The sequence below is a fragment of the Microbacterium sp. MYb62 genome, from assembly GCF_002979475.1.
Taxonomy (GTDB): Bacteria; Actinomycetota; Actinomycetes; order Actinomycetales; family Microbacteriaceae; genus Microbacterium.
In genome coordinates, this window is sequence record NZ_PCOY01000028.1 from 1 (window position 1) to 19,557 (window position 19,557).

At 69.4% G+C, this 19,557-nt stretch carries 18 protein-coding genes; 7 read left to right on the forward strand and 11 right to left on the reverse strand.

Translation table 11 applies throughout. The features are described from left to right. Positions 1-122: 122 nt before the first annotated feature. Genes CQ042_RS18335 through dnaK form a run of 4 tightly spaced genes read right to left on the reverse strand, consistent with a single transcriptional unit; the run spans position 123 to position 4,107 of the window. Positions 123-536 (reverse strand): heat shock protein transcriptional repressor HspR, encoded by a 414-nt coding sequence (locus CQ042_RS18335; protein WP_181157631.1) that lies wholly within the window; start codon positions 534-536, stop codon positions 123-125. Positions 537-576: 40 nt separating this feature from the next. Beyond that, a complete protein-coding gene (locus CQ042_RS18340; protein WP_105671888.1) occupies positions 577-1,560 on the reverse strand; it encodes a DnaJ C-terminal domain-containing protein in 984 nt (327 codons plus the stop codon). Between the two features lie 7 nt (positions 1,561-1,567). Next, a complete protein-coding gene (locus CQ042_RS18345) occupies positions 1,568-2,239 on the reverse strand; it encodes a nucleotide exchange factor GrpE (RefSeq protein ID WP_105671889.1) in 672 nt (223 codons plus the stop codon). Between the two features lie 2 nt (positions 2,240-2,241). Then, on the reverse strand, positions 2,242-4,107 hold the full coding sequence (gene dnaK / locus CQ042_RS18350) for a molecular chaperone DnaK (protein ID WP_105671890.1): 1,866 nt from the start codon (positions 4,105-4,107) through the stop codon (positions 2,242-2,244). Between the two features lie 261 nt (positions 4,108-4,368). On the opposite strand from dnaK, the gene CQ042_RS20570 reads away from it, so the two are divergent. Continuing rightward, positions 4,369-4,722, forward strand: coding sequence for a hypothetical protein (locus tag CQ042_RS20570; RefSeq protein WP_181157628.1), 354 nt, complete (start codon positions 4,369-4,371; stop codon positions 4,720-4,722). 65 nt (positions 4,723-4,787) lie between these two features. Here CQ042_RS20570 and CQ042_RS18360 read toward each other — a convergent pair whose 3' ends face one another. Further along, a complete protein-coding gene (locus CQ042_RS18360; RefSeq protein ID WP_105671892.1) occupies positions 4,788-6,101 on the reverse strand; it encodes an HNH endonuclease signature motif containing protein in 1,314 nt (437 codons plus the stop codon). A 125-nt stretch (positions 6,102-6,226) separates the two neighbouring features. Next, positions 6,227-6,976, reverse strand: coding sequence for a phosphotransferase (locus CQ042_RS18365; RefSeq protein ID WP_105671893.1), 750 nt, complete (start codon positions 6,974-6,976; stop codon positions 6,227-6,229). Between the two features lie 98 nt (positions 6,977-7,074). Between CQ042_RS18365 and CQ042_RS18370 the strand changes: the two genes are divergently transcribed. From CQ042_RS18370 to CQ042_RS18380, 3 genes are all read left to right on the forward strand, one after another. Then, complete coding sequence (locus CQ042_RS18370; protein WP_105671894.1) at positions 7,075-7,875, forward strand: MerR family transcriptional regulator; 801 nt, start codon at positions 7,075-7,077, stop codon at positions 7,873-7,875. Positions 7,876-8,207: 332 nt separating this feature from the next. Then, positions 8,208-9,191: an NAD(P)/FAD-dependent oxidoreductase gene (locus CQ042_RS18375; protein WP_105671895.1), complete on the forward strand. Its 984-nt coding sequence runs from the start codon at positions 8,208-8,210 to the stop codon at positions 9,189-9,191. A gap of 105 nt (positions 9,192-9,296) precedes the next feature. Then, complete coding sequence (locus CQ042_RS18380; RefSeq protein WP_105671896.1) at positions 9,297-9,965, forward strand: hypothetical protein; 669 nt, start codon at positions 9,297-9,299, stop codon at positions 9,963-9,965. 76 nt (positions 9,966-10,041) lie between these two features. On the opposite strand, the gene CQ042_RS18385 is transcribed toward CQ042_RS18380, so the two are convergent. Beyond that, on the reverse strand, positions 10,042-10,503 hold the full coding sequence (locus CQ042_RS18385) for a DUF3817 domain-containing protein (protein WP_105671897.1): 462 nt from the start codon (positions 10,501-10,503) through the stop codon (positions 10,042-10,044). A gap of 163 nt (positions 10,504-10,666) precedes the next feature. On the opposite strand from CQ042_RS18385, the gene CQ042_RS18390 reads away from it, so the two are divergent. Beyond that, positions 10,667-11,575 (forward strand): helix-turn-helix domain-containing protein, encoded by a 909-nt coding sequence (locus CQ042_RS18390; RefSeq protein ID WP_258132340.1) that lies wholly within the window; start codon positions 10,667-10,669, stop codon positions 11,573-11,575. A gap of 18 nt (positions 11,576-11,593) precedes the next feature. On the opposite strand, the gene CQ042_RS18395 is transcribed toward CQ042_RS18390, so the two are convergent. After that, complete coding sequence (locus CQ042_RS18395) at positions 11,594-12,802, reverse strand: MFS transporter (RefSeq protein ID WP_105671899.1); 1,209 nt, start codon at positions 12,800-12,802, stop codon at positions 11,594-11,596. 113 nt (positions 12,803-12,915) lie between these two features. On the opposite strand from CQ042_RS18395, the gene CQ042_RS18400 reads away from it, so the two are divergent. Further along, positions 12,916-14,025 carry a hypothetical protein gene (locus CQ042_RS18400; protein ID WP_146115425.1) on the forward strand — a complete coding sequence of 370 codons (1,110 nt, stop codon included), beginning with the start codon at positions 12,916-12,918 and terminating at the stop codon, positions 14,023-14,025. Positions 14,026-14,213: 188 nt separating this feature from the next. Beyond that, complete coding sequence (locus tag CQ042_RS18405; protein ID WP_258132341.1) at positions 14,214-15,143, forward strand: serine protein kinase RIO; 930 nt, start codon at positions 14,214-14,216, stop codon at positions 15,141-15,143. Positions 15,144-15,159: 16 nt separating this feature from the next. Here the strand turns inward: CQ042_RS18405 and speB are convergent, their stop codons facing one another. The 3 genes from speB to CQ042_RS18420 all read right to left on the reverse strand — a co-directional run bounded on the left by speB (position 15,160) and on the right by CQ042_RS18420 (position 19,503). Beyond that, a complete protein-coding gene (speB, locus tag CQ042_RS18410) occupies positions 15,160-16,107 on the reverse strand; it encodes an agmatinase (RefSeq protein ID WP_021201678.1) in 948 nt (315 codons plus the stop codon). A gap of 74 nt (positions 16,108-16,181) precedes the next feature. Then, positions 16,182-17,825: a thiamine pyrophosphate-binding protein gene (locus CQ042_RS18415; protein WP_105671901.1), complete on the reverse strand. Its 1,644-nt coding sequence runs from the start codon at positions 17,823-17,825 to the stop codon at positions 16,182-16,184. A gap of 10 nt (positions 17,826-17,835) precedes the next feature. Continuing rightward, positions 17,836-19,503 carry an amidohydrolase gene (locus CQ042_RS18420; RefSeq protein WP_105671902.1) on the reverse strand — a complete coding sequence of 556 codons (1,668 nt, stop codon included), beginning with the start codon at positions 19,501-19,503 and terminating at the stop codon, positions 17,836-17,838. Positions 19,504-19,557: the final 54 nt, after the last annotated feature.

The window sequence follows — 19,557 nt, forward strand, 5'->3', positions numbered from 1 at the left end:
CCTCGACCATCCGCGCGAACGGCTGGTGAACTTCCTCGCCGAGATCGTGGAGCCGTTCCGTCAAGGCGCCGCCTACCGGTTCTCGGTCGAGCCGGTCTGCGGGGTGGGATGACGGCGGCGGGTCAGGCACTCCCGCGAGGATCCCAGAGCACGACCTCGGTCGAGCGGCGGAGGCGCCGCCCGGTGGGCATGGGCACGACACCCGCGGAACCCGCGGCGAACACCCGCACGCCCGGCCTGCTCTCGCGCTCGGTGCGCAGAGCGCTCTCGAGCACGGCGATGCGGCCTCGCAGCATCCGGTTCTCGTCTTCGAGGTCGAGCAGACGAGCGATGGCGGGAAGGCTCACGCCTTCGGAGGAGAGCTGGGCGACTTCGCGCAGCTGCTCGATGTTGCGGGTGGAGTAGCGACGCGATCCACCCTGGGTGCGCCCGGGGACCACGAGTCCGATGCGGTCGTACTGCCGCAGCGTCTGCGGGTGGAGACCGGAGAGTTCGGCGGCGGCCGCGATCGCGAACACCGGGGTGTCAGCGTTCATCATGAACGCCTCCGACCCCGATGCCCGCTTCGACGGCTGGTCATCGACGTGCCTTCGCCATCAGCTCAGCGCGCGGGTTCTCCTGCGGCTCAAGCTTCTGGAACTCCTCCAGAGCCGCGCGCGCGGCCTCGTCGAGGTGCGTCGGCACCGCGACCTGGAGCTCGGCGAGCAGGTCGCCCGTCCCCTTCGACGTCGTGACGCCACGACCCTTGACCCGCAGCACCCGCCCGGAGGGGGTGCCGGGTGCGACGCGGAGCTTGACCACGTCGCCGCTGAGCGTCGGGACCTCGATCGTCGCGCCGAGGGTCGCCTCGGTGAACGTGACCGGGACCACGACGCGGAGGTTGAGGCCGTCGCGCGTGAAGACGGGATGCGGGCGCACCGCGATCTGCACCACGATGTCGCCGCTCTCCCCGCCGTCGGGCGAGGGACGGCCGCGACCGCGCAGTCGGATCTTCTGCCCATCCGCCACGCCTGCCGGGATCTTCACCTTGAACGGCTTGCCGTCTTCGCCCTGCAGGGAGATGGTCTCTCCCTGCACGGCCGTGACGAAATCGAGCGTGGTGCGGGCCGTGACGTCGGCGCCGCGTTGCGGACCCCCGAAGCCGCGGTAACCGCCGCTCGTCTGCCCGAAACGTCCGTTGCCGAAGCTCGCACCCTGCCCCTGGTTGAACATCGCGAAGATGTCCTCGAAGTCCGCGGCCTGCCCGCGGCCCTGCTGGCCGTAACGGCTGAACACGTCTTCGAAGCCGCCGGCGCCCTGACCGCTCGCGGTGAAGCGAGCGCCCGAGCCCATGGCGCGGATCTCGTCGTACTCCTTGCGCTGTTCGGTATCGGAGAGCACCGAGTAGGCCTCGCTGATCTCCTTGAACTTCGCCTCGGCTTTGGCATCACCCTGATTGGAGTCCGGGTGGTACTTCCGCGCGAGCTTGCGATACGTCTTCTTCAGATCCGCATCGCTGACGTCCTTGGAGACCCCGAGGGTCTTGTAGAAGTCCTTGTCGAACCAATCCTGGCTGGCCATCGATCACCTACTCCGCAGGGACAGCGACGACGACCTTCGCGGGACGCAGCTCGACATCGCCGAGGCGGTAGCCCACCTCGACGACCTCCAACACGGTGGTCTTCTCGGCGCCGGGAGTCGGCTGCTGGAAGATCGCCTCGTGGCGCTGGGGGTCGAATTCCTCGCCCTTCTCGCCGTACGCGACCACTCCGAGACGCTCCACCACGAGACGCACCTTGTCGGCGATCACGGCGAAGGGCGTGCCCTCCACCAGATCGCCGTGCTGGGCGGCGCGGTCGAGGTCGTCGAGCACGGGGATGAGGCCCTTGGCGGCCTCGCCCTTCGCGCGCTCGATCTCGACCTGGCGCTGCTCCTCGGTGCGGCGGCGGTAGTTGGCGTACTCGGCCTGGAGGCGCTTGAGGTCGTTCAGCAGCGTGGACTCGAGGTCGGCGAGCACGGCGTCTTCCGCCGCGGCCTCGCCGGTCTGCGTCGCTCCGAGGATGTCGTCGACCGTGAGGTCGTCGGCAGTCTCTGGATTCACAGCGCCGTCGACAGGGGTCTCGTCCGACCCCTCGGCGGCCTTCGCCTCGGTGGAGTCCGGGTTCTGCGGCGCGGGGCCGGACGCGTTCGCGTCCGACCCCTCGCTGCGACCTTCGGCGGACTCAGGAAACTGGTTCTCGTCGAAGTTCTTGTCCGTCATGATTACTTCTTCTCGTCCTCGTCGTCGACGACCTCGGCGTCGATGACGTCTTCCTCGGAGGAGGGAGCGTCACCGGTCGGGGCCTCGCCGTCAGCCGAAGCGTCGGGAGCGGCATCCGCCTGCGAGGAGGCGTAGATGGCCTCGCCGAGCTTGGACTGCGACTGGTTGAGCTTGTCGAACGCGGTCTTCACGGCCTCGTCGTCTTCGCCGGCCAGCGCCGTCTTGAGCGCGTCGACGTCGGCCTTGACCTCGGTCTTCACGTCTTCGGGCAGCTTGTCCTCATTCTCGGAGATCAGCTTGTCGATCGAGTACGCGAGCGTCTCGGCCTGGTTGCGGACCTCGGCGGCCTCACGGCGCGCCTTGTCCTCAGCCGCGTGCTCCTCGGCCTCGCGCACCATGCGCTCGATGTCTTCCTTCGACAGCGACGAGCCGCCGGAGATGACGATCGACTTCTCGGTGCCGGTGCCCTTGTCCTTGGCGGACACGTGCACGATGCCGTTGGCGTCGATGTCGAAGGTGACCTCGATCTGCGGGATGCCACGGGGAGCCGGAGCGATACCCGTCAGCTCGAACGTGCCGAGCGGCTTGTTGTCGCGCGTGAAGTCACGCTCGCCCTGGAAGACCTGGATCGCGACGGACGGCTGGTTGTCGTCTGCCGTGGTGAAGGTCTCGCTGCGCTTGGTCGGGATGGCCGTGTTGCGCTCGATGAGCTTGGTCATCATGCCGCCCTTGGTCTCGATGCCGAGGCTCAGCGGGGTGACGTCGATGAGCAGGACGTCCTTGCGCTCGCCCTTGAGGACGCCGGCCTGGAGCGCGGCGCCGACGGCGACGACCTCATCCGGGTTGACGCCCTTGTTCGCGTCCTTGCCGGTCTCGCGCTTGACGAGCTCGGCGACGGCGGGCATACGCGTCGATCCACCGACGAGCACGATGTGGTCGATCTCGGACACCTTGATGCCGGCTTCGCGGATGACGTCCTCGAACGGCTTCTTGGTGCGGTCGAGCAGGTCCTTCGTCAGGTCCTCGAACTTCGCGCGGGTGATGGTCTCGGAAAGCGACACCGGGCCCGACTCGGTCAGCGAGAGGTACGGCAGGTTGATGCTGGTCGAGGTCGAGGAGGAGAGTTCCTTCTTCGCCTGCTCCGCAGCCTCCTTGAGGCGCTGCAGGGCGATCTTGTCACCCGAGACGTCGACGCCGGTGGTCTCCTTGAACTGCTTGATCAGGTAGTCGACGAGACGCTGGTCCCAGTCGTCTCCACCGAGGCGGTTGTCACCGGCGGTCGAGCGCACCTGGATCGTGGAGAAGTCGTCGTCCTTGCCCACTTCGAGCAGCGAGACGTCGAACGTTCCGCCACCCAGGTCGAAGACGAGGATGAGCTCGTCTTCCTTGCCCTTGTCGAGGCCGTAGGCCAGTGCGGCCGCGGTCGGCTCGTTGATGATGCGCAGGACGTTGAGGCCCGAGATCTCTCCGGCCTCCTTGGTGGCCTGACGCTCGGCGTCGTTGAAGTACGCGGGGACGGTGATGACCGCGTCGGTCACCGTGTCGCCCAGGTACGCCTCGGCGTCGCGCTTGAGCTTCATGAGGATGCGCGCGGAGATCTCCTGCGGCGTCCACTTCTTGCCGTCGACGTCGAAGCTCCAGTCGGTGCCCATGTGGCGCTTGACGGAAGCGATCGTCCGATCGACGTTGGTGACGGCCTGGCGCTTCGCGGTCTCACCGACGAGCACCTCCCCGTCCTTGGTGAAGGCCACGACCGAGGGGGTCGTGCGGAAGCCCTCGGCGTTGGCGATGACCTTGGGCTCGCCACCCTCGAGGACGCTGACGACGGAGTTGGTGGTTCCGAGGTCGATACCGACAGCACGTGCCATGTGTTCTCTCCTTTGTTGGAAGTTCGTTGTGGTTCGGAAATCTGCGGCGATCAGGGAAACCTGAGTCGCGATGACTCAACTGTACCTCGGTGGTCCTGAGCTGTCAAATGAACTTGATATGAGCTGGCTCAACTTTACGATTCGGGGTTCTCCACAGGGGATCCGGAGGGGTGCCTCGCGTGCCTAGGCTCGCCGACCATGATCCCTCGACCCACAGCTCCCACCCAATCCCCATCTCGCATCTCCCCGTCTCGCATCGCCTTGTTTCACATCTCCCCGTCTCGCATCGCCTTGTTTCGCATCGCCTTGTTTCGCATCGTCTTGTTCCGCATCGCCTTGTTTCGCATCTTGTTTCGCATCGTCACCGTCGCCGCGGCCCTCGGCACCGTTCTCTCGATGGCGAACGGCTGCTCCGCCCCACCCGCGCCCCGCGAGGCGAAGACCCGCTCACCCGAAGCGACCTCAGCTTCGGGAGCCGCACCTGACGTCGTGACCTTCGCGGACGGAGCCGGGCTGACGACGGATTCCGACATCAGCTGGGGCGACGGACTCCCGGAAAGACGCACAGACCCGTGCTTCAGGAAAGACGCGCAGATCTGCGATCCAGGAAGGTGACGTGTGATCCAGGAAGGTGCCGCCGCCGTTCAAGCCGCCGTTCAAGCTGCCGTTCGAGCCGCCGTTCAGAACGGCGGGGCCGCGTGATCTTCGGTGAAGGTGACGGTGTTCTGGGGCGGCGGCCGGTCGACGTAGATCTTGCCGGTCGGGCTGGTCCAGGCGTAGACGCCGCCACCGAGAGATTCGACCGCCCACGGCGAGTGATGCTTGAGCATGTGATGGCGTCGGCACAGGTGTCCGAGGTTCGATTCGCTGGTGGCTCCCCCGAGAGCGGCATCGTGATGATGATCGACGTCGCAGTCGATGGACGCATACCCGCAGGTGGGGAATCGGCAGCGCTGATCCCTGGCGCTCAGATGCCGCTTCAGATCCGAACCAGGACGATAGCGGTCGACCGCGAGAAGTGCCCCGGTGATGGGGTGAGTGAGGATCCGGTCCCATCCGGACGCCGCACCGGCGAACCTGCGGGCGGTCGCGGGGTCGATCGGGGTCCGGCCATTCAGTTCGGCCGGCGTCGCGTCGTCTCCCATGAGCGTCGCGACGGGAACAGTGATCGACACCGATCCGCGGATCGCTGCGAGGAGCCCCTCTGAAGTGTCGTGTGCAGCGGGAGCACCGGTGAGGAGCAGATCGAGAGTCAGGTCGGCGCGCAGCTGTGCGATCGTGCGCTGATCGGAAGCGGAGGCGTCGGCGCCCGACTGCTCCTGCACGGATTCTCGACCCGGGAGGAATTCGGGCTCCTGCACCGCCTTGGCCATCTGCGTCAGTCGTTCGAAGGCACCGTGGACGAGTGCCGACGGACCGAGCAGTCCGAGCTGCGTCATCCCGTCGCCGACGTCTTTGACCCACACGGATCTCTTCTCCCGCGCGTCGAGGTGACGCTCATCGATCGATCGCGCCTGGAACCGCTCGGCCACCCGTCGAGCCATCCGCCCCACCCGGGCCGGGGACTCGGTCTCGGCGAAGGCGATCATCTGCGTCGCGTAGGCATCGCGGCTCGCCGCATCTTCGAGATGCTCACCTGCCTCGCAGACGACGCGGGCATGAGCGGCGCTGAGACGACCGGCACCCTGGGCTTCCCAGACCAGCGGGAAGCGCTCCACGACCCAGGCCGCATCCGCCATCCGGCGCTGCACCGTCCGGTCGCTCACCCGTAGCGCCGCTGCGAACTCTGCGGCCACGGTGCGCGCCGACATCTCTCCGCGATCGGGGTGCTCTGCCTGCTCGGCGACCTCGATCGCGAGACGCGAGCCCAGCGCCAAGATGCCGTCGCGCGCGGCCTGCATGCTGCTGATCGTGCGCTCGACCTCGACGAGCATCTCGGTGAGCGCGCCGAGCGCGTCCACCTGCTCGAGAGTCGCATCTGCCAGTGCCGTCATACCTTCAGTGAACCAGGGGCCACCGACATTCAAAGGCCCAGATCAAGGCGGAAAAACGAAATACCGGGATACGGCACGGATCATGAACGGCATGCCACACGCAACGCCCCGCGGACGAGCTGAATTCAGGTCCCACCGAGCGTCCGAGCCCAGACCGCGCGGTGCTCTCTCACGTATCGCAGCGCCTTCGCCCAGTGGTCGCCATGGCCGGTCGCGTGCATCAACGCCCACGGCTCCTCGCCGGTCGCCCGCGCACCCTCGAGCAGCGCGAGCATCGCCGCCGTCCGCTCTTCCATGGCTCGAGGCAGGTCACGGCGCATGACGCCGTCCGCCCCGTACCCGTCGACGAGCGCCGCGAGATCGTCCGCCGCGCGCTCCGGATCGCGTCCATCGTCCGACAGGGCGAACGCCTGTGCCGCGTAGGCGAGATCCCAGAGACGGGTACTCGGGGCGGCGGCGTCCCAGTCGACGAAGACCCAACGGTCACCGGTGACGAGGTTCCAGGGCGCGAGGTCGTTGTGGCAGACGAGTTCGGCACCGGGCGCCGGGATCGCGGTGCGCCACACGTCACCGGCCTCCGGTACATACCGAGCACTCGCGTCGTGGATCCCACGGATCATCGATCCGACCCGTCGCAGATCGGCCGCTGTCAGCGGAGGCTCCGCGATCGCCAGGCGCCCCGGCACGAACTCGAGGACCTGCCGCCCCTCGTCGTCCCACCCCCGCGGCTCCGGTGCATCGACCCCCTCGGCGCGCAGAGCATTCACGAAGCGGCTGACACTCGGGGTGGCGTCCGACCATGGCTTGCGCACCGTGTCGCCGATGCGCACCACGGTTCCGCTCGCGTTCCCGCCCGCCAGCACCTCTTCGTCCATCCATCGACGTTAGCTCGCCGACGTCCGCGCGCCGAGAATCCGGCCCGCCTCACCGCGATACTTGACCCTGACACAGTGGCAGACGGGAGAACTGAGACATGTTGTCCATCGGAGCGTTCGCGCAGATCGGCCAGGTGACCCACCGGATGCTTCGGCATTGGGACACCGCCGGCCTGCTCGTGCCCGCCCACGTGGACGAGTTCAGCGGCTACCGCTCCTACGACCCCTCGCAGCTGGAACGACTGCACCGGATCGTCGCCCTGCGCCAACTGGGTTTCGGGCTCGATGACATCTCGGCGATCCTCGAACGCGGAGTCGATGCCGAGCGCATCGCCACACTGCTGCGGATCCGTCGCGCCGAAGTCGAGCAGGAGCATCGGATCGCCGCGGAGAGACTCGTCGACGTGGAGAGGCGCCTCCACCTCATCGAGAGAGAGAAGCACATGTCCCGGATCGAGATCATCGACAAACCCCTCCCCGCCGTGCGCCTGGCGGCCATCCGCACGATCGTCGCCGATCAGCCCGCGGTCGCCGGAGTGGTCGGTCCCGCCTTCGACGCCATCGCGGAGATCATCGGCGACGCCCACTCGCTGTCCACCCCGATCGCCGAGTACGAGACGCTCGACGATGGCCTGCAGGTCATCGTCGGCTACGCCTACACGGGTCCGGCGCGGGACGAGTTCGAGATCATCGAGCTCCCCGCCACCGCCGAAGCCGTGTGCGGCATCCACCTCGGTTCGATGGAGCACATCTCCGAGAGCTGGCAGGCGATCCACACGGAGATCTTCGCCCGCGGTCTGGTGCACGACGGCCCGTGCCGGGAGCTCTACGTCCGCGCCGTCTCGGAGGACCAGTCCGATTGGGTGACCGAGCTGCAGCAGCCCGTGCGACGCAGCTAGTAGGTGATCGAAGGACAACGACCCGCATCTAGATGGTGATCGAAGGACACCGACCCGCATCTAGATGGTGATCGAAGGACACCGATCCGCGTCTAGATCGTGATCGAAGGACACCGACCCGCATCTAGATGGTGATCGAAGGACAACGACCCGCATCTAGATGGCGATCGAAAGACACCGCCCCGCGTCGCAGTCGGCATCGACCGCCACGCGGGTCGCGTCCCGTCGAAGAGTGGCAGGATGAGAGTAAGGCGAGCCTTACCGGCCGCCCGGCGGTGTCGCCTCGGCAGACGCCGCGAGATGGATCCGCCCTCCTCGGAAGGACGACGCGGATGACGACGCGGATCACGACGCCGGCGACAGGCCTGACCGCGAGTGCCGACTACGACGTGCTCATCGTGGGCGGCGGGCCCGCCGGTCTCTCCGCTGCGCTCAACCTCGGCCGCGCGCTGGCCCGCGTGCTGGTGATCGACGCCGACCGTCCGCGCAACGCGGCGACCCTGCGCTCGCACGGTTTCCTCACGCGAGACGGCATCCCGCCGCAGGAACTGCGCCGTCTCGCCAGGGAAGAGCTGGCCGCCTACCCGAATGTCGAGGTGCGAACACGGACCGGCGTCATCGCACTCCGCCCGACCGGCGGCGCGGGCACGGCCGCGAACGGCGGGTTCACGGCCGACATCGGGCGCCGCGAGGTCGAGACGACCGTGACCGCCCGGGCCGTGCTGCTGGCGACCGGGCTGCGCGAGACCCTGCCCGCGGTGCCGAACCTCCGCGGCTTCTACGGCATGAGCCTGTTCAGCTGCGCCGCATGCGACGCCTGGGAGCTGCAGGGCCGCCACCTCGCCCTGATCGGGGAGACCGCCGACCTCGCCGATCGCGCCAGGCTCATCGGCCGGTGGACCGAGAACCTCACCGTCTTCACCCACGGGGCGGATGTCGTGAGCGCGGCGGAGGAGAGGGAACTCGCCACAGCCGGGATCGTCGTACGTCGGCATCCGATCGTCGAACTCGTGGGCGACCGGGGGCAGCTCGCGGCCATCCGCCTCTCCGACGGCGAGACGGTCGCCGTCGACGGCGGATTCGTGCGCCCGGAATGGGAGAACACGCTGTCGTTCCTCGACGGGATCACCCCCGCCGGCGACGACGACGGACACCTGCTCACCGATCGCTCGGGACGCACCGATGTGCCGGGGCTCTACGCCGCCGGCGACGCGGCCTCGCCAGGACCGCAGCAGCTCATCGTCGCGGCGGGCGCCGGGGCACGGGTCGCCACGGTCATCGTGCACGATGCGATCGGCGTCGCCACCGCGCACTGAGAAGACGACCGGGGCCGGGACCAGGACCAGCGCCGGGATCGGGACCAGCGCCGGGATCGGGACCAGCGCCGGGGCCGGGGCCGGGATCGGGCTAGGCTGACCGGCATGACGCGCACCTCCTCGATTCCCCGACGCCTGGCCAGCACCGCGATCGCCGCCGTGGCCGTGCTGTCACTGAGCGGATGTCTGTACGCGCAGATCCCCGAGGGGTCGCCCTCCGACCGTCCTTCTCCGAGCACGGAGACGGACGCGCCGATCGACGAGTCGCCCGGGTCGACCGGGTCGACCCTGACCTTCGACGAAGGACTCGAGCTCGCGAGCGACACCTACATCGAATGGGGCGACGGCCTGGCGGTCGACGACGGATGGAAGATCGTCTCGCCCGACGACGGCAACGGCGGCTGGACCTACGGCACGGTCGACGGCACCTGCACGGCACGGTTCTGGCAGGGGTACACCACCGATGTGCCCGTGGTCGCGGGAGATGACAGCGCGTCGTCGGACGCGATCCTCGGGCTGCTGCTGCAGACCCCGACCGCCGAGGTGACCCCGGTCGCGACCACCGGCGAATTCAGCTACATGGCGGGTGGGAGCGGGGGCGTCGAGACGCGTCAGATCGTCGGCGTGGACGGCAGCCGCACGTGGCTCATGGCCGCGCGCGCATTCACGCAGACCGGGGTCGGGCTCTATGTGATCGTGGACTGCACCGCCGCGGATGCGGAGGCGACGATGGCCGTGATCAACGAGGAGAACGCGGTCGTCGTCACCCCTTGACGGCGCGGGGGTCTGACGACCCCGGAGGCTTGACGGTGCGGGGGTCTGACGGCGCGGGGTCTGACGGCGCGGGGACTCACTTGCCCCCGGGAGGACCGACCAGCAGCAGGATGACGTACAGGGCGACGATGCCGACGGCCAGCAGCACCGCGAGCACCCACGGCCGCCGCAGGAACCAGCGCATCAGGCGGTCGTACCAGCGGCGATCCCGCTCGTCGTCGGTGGCGTCGAGGCGCCAGGCGCCGTCGAGTCTGCCCGTGCGATGCAGCCAGATCTCGGTCGGGATGGTGGCATACGGGATCACGGCACTGGCGACGGCGAGGACACCCACGCCGAGGTGCCACCGCTGGTTCAGCGCGACCAGGATCGCCGTCGCGGCGTAGGCCAGGAAGACGAACCCGTGGATGCCGCCGCCCACGGTGACCACGACCCCCGGGGCCCCGACGGCGCGGGCGATGATCGCGGCGATCAGGATCGTCCAGGTGATCGCCTCCGCGATCGCGAGGACTCGGAACAGGCGGTCGGGGGTACGGAACACGGGACTCCTCGGGTGGGGGTCCTCCCACCGTATCCCGCGGTCATCCCCGTCGAATCAACCGAATGGTTGAGCACGCCAGGACGATGCGACCCGTTCTCCGGTGCGAAGAATCCGACGGCGGAATAGCCGGCCGCGCGGCAACGTTGCCGAAGGCATGGTGACAATGGATGCGGACGCGCTCTCGCACGTGCTCGGTGCCGTCGACCTGCGCGTCGGTGTCGCGCGGCGCACGACCGTCACGGCCGGTGACCTGCTGCCGATACCCGCCGGAGCCATCACCCTCGTGTACATCGCACAGGGCAGCGTGCACGGGCACCCTCCCCTCGGCGACGGCTGCCGCCTCGACGTCGACCCCGACTCGCGGCGCATCGTGCTCGATCCGCAGATCCGCCGCGATCTGCTCGTCGCGGGCGACGCTTTCCTCACCCTCGGCGGGACACCGTTCGCGCTCGAAGCCGAAGACGACGCGAGCCTCATGGTCGTCGACCTCGAATTCGCGGATGCGGCCTCCCCCCTCCCCGCTCTCCTGCCACCGTTCCTCACCGTCACCGGGTTCGACGCACTCGAACCGGCCGCGGCGGCCCTCGCCGAGAACATGGGTCTGGTGGACCCCGGCGCGTGCCCGGTGCGACAGGGCGATCCGGTCATCTGCCGCATGATGGCGACGACCGTGCTGCTCTCGGTCATCCGCGCCTGGGTTGCGAACGGCTGCGCGCCCGCGGGCTGGCCGTCCCTGTCGAACGACCCGTTCCTCGATCGCGTCGTCGACGCCATCCGCGAGGAACCCGGCCGCGATTGGACGGTCGAGCGCCTCGCCGGCATCGGCGCCATGTCGCGCTCGACCTTCGCCGAGCGGTTCCGCGCCGCCGTCGGCCGCTCCCCCGTCGACTACGTCACCGAGGTGCGCATCGATGCGGCGAAGCGGATGCTCGACGCCGGACGCTCCGTGTCGGAGGTCTCCCGCGAGCTGGGCTATGCGTCAGACGAGGGTTTCAGCCGTGCGTTCCGCCGCCGCACCGGCATGACCCCGTCGTCCTGGCGGCTGGCGAACCGCGCACCGGTCCCGGCCTGACGGCTTCCCTCTCCGGGTTCAGAGCCGTGCGGAGGCGCGGCTGCTGACCCGGTTCGACGCGCCGAAGAGCACGGCTCCGGCGAGCAGCGCCCCCGCGCCCAACACGTACACCAGCTCGACGTTCAGGGTGTCGACGAGGAGTCCGCCGATGCCGGCCGCGAGCGTGATCGCCCCCTGGAACCCCACGACGACGAGGCTGCCGCCCGCTTCGAGGCGATCCGGCATCCGGTGGCCGACCCAGGTGTTCGCGACGATCAGCCAGGACGAGAAGAAGAAGCCCCAGACCAGCACGACGATGCCGACCCCCACGATCGATCCGGAGAACAGGATCATCGACAGGACCGAAACCGAGATCACCAGCGGGGCGAACACCGCGAAGAAGGCGAAGGTGCGGTCGATGACGAGCCCGATGGTGATGTTGCCGAGCAGGCCGCCGACGCCGAACAGGGCGAGCAGCACGACGATCGTCGAGGCGTCGACCTCGGGGATGCGCTCCAGCGCGAGACGCACGTACGTGTACGCGAGGAAGTGTCCGAGGACCACGAGCACATGGCCGATCATGCCGAGTCCGATGCCGGGGCGGCGCAGCGTGTCGACGAGCAGTCGCAGGCTCGAGGCCCGCTCGGCCGGCACCGACGGCAGCGCGAATCGCAGAACCACCGCGAGCACGATCATGAACCCGCCCGCGAGCGCGAAGACCATCCGCCAGTCGACGAGCTCGCTCAGCATGACACCCAGCGGCACGCCGGCCACGGTCGCGAGCGAGACGCCGGCCGAGGTGAACATGACGCCTCGTCCGAGGTTCGCGGGTCCCGCAAGACGCGCGGCGACCGTGATCGACATCGCCCAGAACGCGCTGATCGCCGCGCCCAGGAGAAAGCGCGCCAGCAGCACGATGATCAGGTTCGGCGCGATCGCGACGATGAGGTTCGACACCGCGGCGGCGAGCGCCATCCACACCAGCAGCGACCGCCGGTCCAGGCGCGGGAAGATCAGTCCGACCGTGGGGGCGACGATGAGACCGACGAGCGCGGTCACGGTCACGGTCTGCCCGGCCTGACCCGGGGTGACCCCGAGGCCGTCGGCCATCTCGGTGAGCACGCCGTTGGGCAGGAACTCGGCGGTGACCAGAAGGAAGCCCATCATCATCAGGACGATCAGCCCGCCGTAACGGATGCGGGATGCCGCAGCGGGCGGCAGGGTGGGAACGGGCGCTGTCGTGGTCATGGTTCCACGCTCGCAGTCCGCAGCGGGCGGCGCCCGACCACGCGTCCGCAGCATCCGACCATTCGTCCGACGGGTCCCGGCGGGTTCCCAGCCGGAGCTTGCAGAGTATCGGCATGCGGATTCGGGGAAGGGCACGGCGGCGGATGCTGCGCGGTGCCGGCGTCGTCGCGGCGATCGCGCTCGTCTCGGGATGCACCCCGCAGCCTGTGGCCGGCCCGGACGACTGGAGCCTTGCGCCGATCCCGTTCCGGAATTCCGGATCGGAGGCCGCTCCGGTCGGTCAGCCGATCGACCTGGCCTCCGGGATGCACGTGCTGTCGGCCGACGGAACGGGCGGGTTCTGGACCACATCCGCCGGATCGTGGCTGCACGTCGGGGCCGATGGTGAGACGCTCGCCCGGTTCGGCGCCGAGCCTGGCGACCCGCTGTCGCAGATCGGGGCCATGGCGCCGCTTTCGGCGACCGAGCTCGTCGTGCTGCAGGGCGACCGGGTGCACGTGATGCCGATGGTCTCGGTGCTCGACACCTCCACCATGACCATGCGAGATCTGCCGGGCGACGCCGTGGGCGACGAGGGTGACTTCGACTACGGGGACTTCGAGTTCGGTGACGTCGCCGTGCACGACGGCGACGCGATCGTGGTGCGCTACCAACCGCGTCCTCCCGACGAGTACCTCGACTACGAGGTGCTGCGCATCGACCTCGACAGCGGGGCACGGACCCTGCTGCACAGCGGCCCGGTCGAACTCGACGATGCGCCCGGCGCACGGCCCGGAGTCCCGCCGATCGGCATCGATGTCGACGATGCCGGGCGTGTGTACCTCGCGACCCCGTCCGCACGGATCGTGCTCGCCGCCGACGGCACGGAATTGTCTCGGGAGCCGCAGGTCGCAGAGCACCCTCTCGTCGCCGTCGCTCCCGACGGCGCGGCGCTGTGGTGGGGTGGAGAGCCGGAGCAGAGCGACGTGCAGGGCGTGATCGTCGGCGGCTCCTCCGAAGCGCGAGAGGCGATCGAGCCCCGCATGCACTGCGCCGATACCGCGAGCAGCGACACGCTCCGCCGCAGCGACGCGCTCCGCCTCAGCGATGCCGCCGGACAGCATCCGCTGCCGTTCCTGTGCGGCGCGAACGATGCGGTCTGGACGGGCGGATCCTGGGTGGTCGCGACCGGCGGCGAGGGCGACGGAGTCCTCCTGCGACTCGCCCCGCCCGTCGGGAACTGAGCCACCCCTGGACAAGCCCGCCACCCACGCCCTAGGCTCGACGACGCACCGGGACGAGCCCGGGAAGCCCGAGCGGAAGGAGCTGGAGACATGAACACGGTCTTTGTCGCGCTCTCCGCCGACCACCTTCCCTTCGAGGCCACCCGCTCCTGATCCCTGGCGTGGCCTCCCGCTCCCGGAGCCACATCTTGTCTGATCTCTTCGCTTCCTCGGAAGCCGCACTTTCTCACTCAGAACCCGTACGGTTCGATGCATCCTCACCTCTCCCCGCCTCGCCCTTCGACGCGTCCTCGTTCGATGCACTCGAAACCGAGCTCTCCTTCGCCGACGTCGACCCCGGCGAGGGGCAGCGCTGGTCCACGTGGCCGGCGATCACACCGTCCGAACGCGGCCCCGAGCCCTGGCCGGACTGGGTGGTGACCTCGGCCGGCGCGCTCGACACCGAGCGCGGCATCCTCAAGACCGGCAAGGAGGCCGACGTGTTCCTCCTCGAACGCGCGGTACCGGACGACCCGACGCAGCGCACACTGCTGGCGGCGAAGCGCTACCGCAGTGCGGAGCACCGCAGCTTCCATCGGTCATCCGTCTACACCGAGGGCCGCAGCACCCGGAACACCCGTGATGCGCGCGCCCTCGCCAAGAAGTCGGACCACGGCCGCGAGGTCGCCGCCGCGCAGTGGTCGTTCGCCGAGTTCGAGGCATTGTGCCGCATGTGGGAGCTCGGCGCGCCGGTGCCGTATCCGGTGCAGGTGAACGGCACCGAGGTGCTCATGGAGTTCCTCGGTGACGCCGACGGCACGGCCGCGCCCCGACTCGCCCAGGCGCGCGGTGACCGTGCCCAGCTGCAGGGGTACTACGCGCAGGTGGTCGACCTGATGCGCGTCTTCGCCGCGGCCGGGTTCGCCCATGGCGACCTCTCGGCGTACAACCTGCTCGTGCACGAGGGGCGGGTGCGGGTGATCGACCTGCCGCAGATCGTCGATATCATCGCGAACCCGCAGGGGCTCGATCTGCTGCACCGCGACTGCGTGAACATCTGCGACTGGTTCGCCCGCCGCCGCGTCGAGTGCGACGCCGAGGAGCTGTTCGCCGAGCTCCTCGCCGGGTCATATACCTGAGGCGCGTTCGGGTGAATCAGGCGGCGAGGCGGGCGGCCAGCAGCGTCACGAGCTCGTAGACCACGTGGCTCGCGGCGATGCCGGTCATCTGCGCGTGGTCGTAGGCGGGCGACACCTCGACCACATCCGCCCCGACGATGTTCTGCGACTTCAGGGCGCGCAGGATGCGCAGCAGCTCGCGGCTCGTCAGCCCGCCCGCCTCGGGGGTGCCGGTGCCGGGGGCGTGGGCGGGGTCGAGCACGTCGATGTCGATCGAGACGTAGAGCGGCTTGTCGCCGATGCGCTGCAGGATACGGGCGATGCCGGCCTCGACGCCGTGCTCCTCGATGTACTCGCTCGACACGATCGAGAAGCCCAGGCGCTCGTCGTCTTCGAGGTCCTGCTTCGAGTACAGAGGTCCGCGGGTACCGACGTGGCAGCTCGCGGTGAGGTCGATCAGCCCTTCCTCGCTCGCCCGGCGGAACGGAGTGCCGTGCGTGATGGGAGCCCCGAAGTAGGTGTCCCACGTGTCGAGGTGGGCGTCGAAGTGCAGCACCGCGACCGGGCCGTGCTTCGCGGCGACCGCCCGCAGCAGCGGAAGCGCGACCGTGTGGTCGCCGCCGATCGTGACGATGCGCTGCACCTGCTCGCCGAGCGCCAGCGCCGCGCGCTCGACCTCGGTCACCGCCTCCGTGAGATCGAACGGGTTGACCGGGATGTCACCGGCATCCACCACCTGCGCGATCGCGAACGGCGACACGTCCTGCGCAGGGTTGTACGGCCGCAGCAGTCGCGACGACTCGCGCACGTGCGAGGGCCCGAACCGCGTGCCCGGTCGGTAGCTCACGCCCGAGTCGAACGGGATTCCGACGACGGCGATGTCGGCGCGCGGCACGTCTTCGATCCGCGGCAGCCGCGCGAAGGTCGCGATGCCGGAGTAGCGGGGGTTCACGGACGCATCGATGGGGCCCACGTTCTCGGTCATTGCTCGTTCCTGTTCGTCGGGGAGGGGAAGTCTCAGAGGGTGGCGGTCAACGGGTGGCGGTCAGAGGGTGGAGGTCAGAGGGCGTGCTGCGGGATGTGCACCAGCTGCACTCCCCCGTCGGTGATCGCGGCGCGGATGCTCGACACGATGTCGTCGCGTCTCTCCACCCGCCGACCGGTCGCGCCGAAGGCTGTGGCGAGGGCGGCCCAGTCGGGCTGCACCAGGTCGACGCCGATCGGGACCATGCCGCGGTCGACCTCGTTCTGGCGGATCTCGGCGTAGCCGCCGTTGTCGACGCACACGACCGTGACGTCGAGGCGCTGCTCGACCGCGGTCACCAGCTCGTTCACGCAGAACATCAGGGCGCCATCGCCGATCACGGTGACGACCGGGTGCTCGGTCTGCGCGACCCGCGCACCGATCGCGGCAGGAAGGCCGTAGCCGAGCGTCGCGTAGGTCGGGGTGTAGAGCAGGGAGTGCGGATGCGCCGACTGCAGCACGCTGCCGAGCGCCATGTACACGATCTGGGACGAGTCGCCCGCGACGATCGCATCCTCGGGCAGGGCGTCGGCGATGATCTCGGCCAGGGCCACCGTCTCGGGCGCGGTCTCGCGCATCTCGGCGGCGATCGCGGTGCGTGCGTCGGTCAGGTCGCGCGCCGGGCGGACGCCGGCGGGGAGGGCCGTCAGCAGCGCCTCCAGAACAGCCGCCGCGTCACCCGTGATCCCGACCGTCGCTGCGAGGTTCTTGTCACGCTGTGCCGGCGAGATGTCGACGCGGATCACGCTTCCGCGCGCTTCCAGTCGCGGTGCCCAGAGCTCGGCCTCACCGAGCTTCGAGCCGACCACGAGCAGCACGTCGGCATCCTCCGCGACCGCTCGGGCCGCGGCGAGACGCAGGTTCGAACCGAGCGAGAGCGGATGCCGTTCGTCGACGACACCCTTGCCGTTGAGCGTCGTCAGCACCGGGGCACCGAGACGCTCGGCGAGGGTCGTGACCTCGTGCGCGGCATCCACGGCTCCGCCGCCCGCGACGACCACCGGATTCTTCGCGTCGGCGAGCAGACGTGCCGCCTCGGCGAGCGCCGTCTGGGCGCCCGAGACCCGCGCGGGGAGCGGGCGCGGGCGCCGCGCCTCGGCGGAGACGTCGGCCGGAGCCTCCAGCACGTCGAGCGGGATCTCGATGTGCACGGGACGGGGACGCCCGGTGCGGAAGAGGTCGAACGCATCGTGCACGGCCTCGACCGCCTCGGCGGCGCTGGTCACCCGGCGCGACCACTCGGCGATCGCGCCGACCATGGCCGTGGCATCCTTCGTCTCGTGCAGCGTTCCCACGTCGGCGAACTCGGCGCCGAGCGGCACTCCGGGCGACAGGACGATGAGCGGCCGCGACTCGCAGAACGCGGTGCCGATCGCACTCATGGCGTTCTGCAGGCCGGGACCCGAGGTGGTGATCACGACGCCGGGGAGGCCGGTCTGCTGCGCCCAGCCGTCGGCGCCGTAGCCGGATCCCTGCTCGTGGCGGTTCGTCACCGCACGGATGCCGAGATCGGCGAGCGGCCGGTAGAGCTCGAGATTGTGGGTGCCGGGGATTCCGAAGATCGCGGTCACACCATAGGCGCGGATCGTCTCCAACACGGCCCGGCCTGCGGTGTCGGCGAACTGCTCGGCCGGCGTGGTGTCGGCATACTGCTCGGCCGGCGTGGTGTCGGTGCTCATCGTGTCATCCTCACACCTGGTGACGGCGCGTGCCGTCGACCCAGGTCTCGCGCACAGTGATCGCCGAGATCTCCTCGGCCGGAACGGCCAGCGGGTCGCCGGAGAGTACCGCGAAGTCGGCGTACTTGCCGACCTCGAGCGAACCCAGGTCATCTTCGCGGCCGATCGACACGGCGCCCTCGATCGTGTGGGCACGGAGGGCTGCGAGCGCCGAGACGCGCAGGTCGTCGGGTCCGAGCTTGTGGCCACGGCGGGTGACGCGGGTGACCGCGGTCTGGATGGCTTCGAGCGGGATCGGCTCGGCGACCGGAGCATCCGACGAGATCGTGAACGGGACGCCGGCGCGCTCGAACTCGCCCAGCGGGTTGAAGCGCTCGCCCGGGGTGCCGATGGCCTCCTCCACCCCCTCGCCCCAGTTGAAGTAGTGCTGCGTCTGGTTGACCGGACGGATGCCGGAGGCGGCCATCCGCTCGATCTGCTCGGGCGTCGGCAGGCCGCAGTGCTCGATGCGGTGGCGGGCGTCGGCATCCGGATGCTCGGCGAGCGCGGCCTCGATCGCCGACACGACCATCTCGATCGCGGTGGGCGACTGGGCGTGCGTGGCGGTCTGCAGCCCCGCGGCGTGCGCCTTGCGGATGAGCCCGGCGTACTCGGCAGGCTCGTGATAGAGCTGGCCGGTGCGGCAGGGGTCGCCCACGTAGCCGTCCGGGAAGTACGCGGTCCAGCCGCCCAGCGTGCCGTCGGCGTAGAACTTGATGCCGGCGAAGCTGAGGTGCGCGTTGCCGAACTGGCCGACGAGGCCCATCTCGAGCGCCTCGTCGAGCAGGTGCGAGAGCAGGTACATCGACACGCGCAGTTCGAGGCGTCCGGCCTCGGCGAGGCGCAGGTACATATCGAACTCACGGCGTGTGACCTGGGCGTCGCCGATCGAGGTGACGCCACCGGCCAGGAACCGCTGGGTCGCGGCATCCAGCTGGCGCAGGTGCTCCTCGGGCTCGTCGGCGAGGTGGAAGTTCGGACCGTGGTGGCCGATCTTCACCCCGTGCACACCCGTGAGGATGTTGCACGCCGCATCCGACAGCTCGCCGGTCAGCTCGCCGTCCGCGTCGCGGAAGAACTCGCCGCCCTCGGGGTTCGGGGTGTCCCGGTCGACGCCGCCGGCCGCGAGGGTGTGCGAGTTCACGACGCCGCCGTGACCGGAGGCGTTCATGAGGTACACCTCGCGGTCGGCCGACACCCCGTCGAGCTCGAAGCGGGTGGGGTGCCGCTTCTCGGCGAGGTTGCGCTGCTCGTAGCCGTAGCCGCGCACCGGACGCCCCGCGGGGAGGTCGGCGGCCGCGGCCTTCAGGAGCGCCACGATCTCGGGGATGCTGCCGGCCTTCTCGGGCCCGCAGTCGACCCAGCTCATCATCTGCCCGAACATGAGCGGATGCGCGTGGGCGTCGACGAAGCCGGGGACGACGACCGCGTCTCCGAGGTCGATGCGCTCCGGAGTGAGACCTGCCCGCTCGGCCGCCGCCTCGCACTCGGCTGCGGTGCCGATCGCGAGGATCCGCCCGCGGTCGGTCAGCATCGCCGTGGCCGTGGTGGCCGTGGCATCCGCCGTGTGGATCGCGTGCGCGGTCAGCAGGACGGGTGCCGTCTGAGCCGAGCGGTCGAAGGGGGTGAGCTTTCTCATGGCAACCTGTTCGCAGTCGTGTCGGTGCGGGCGGTGAAGGACGCGGTGACGGGA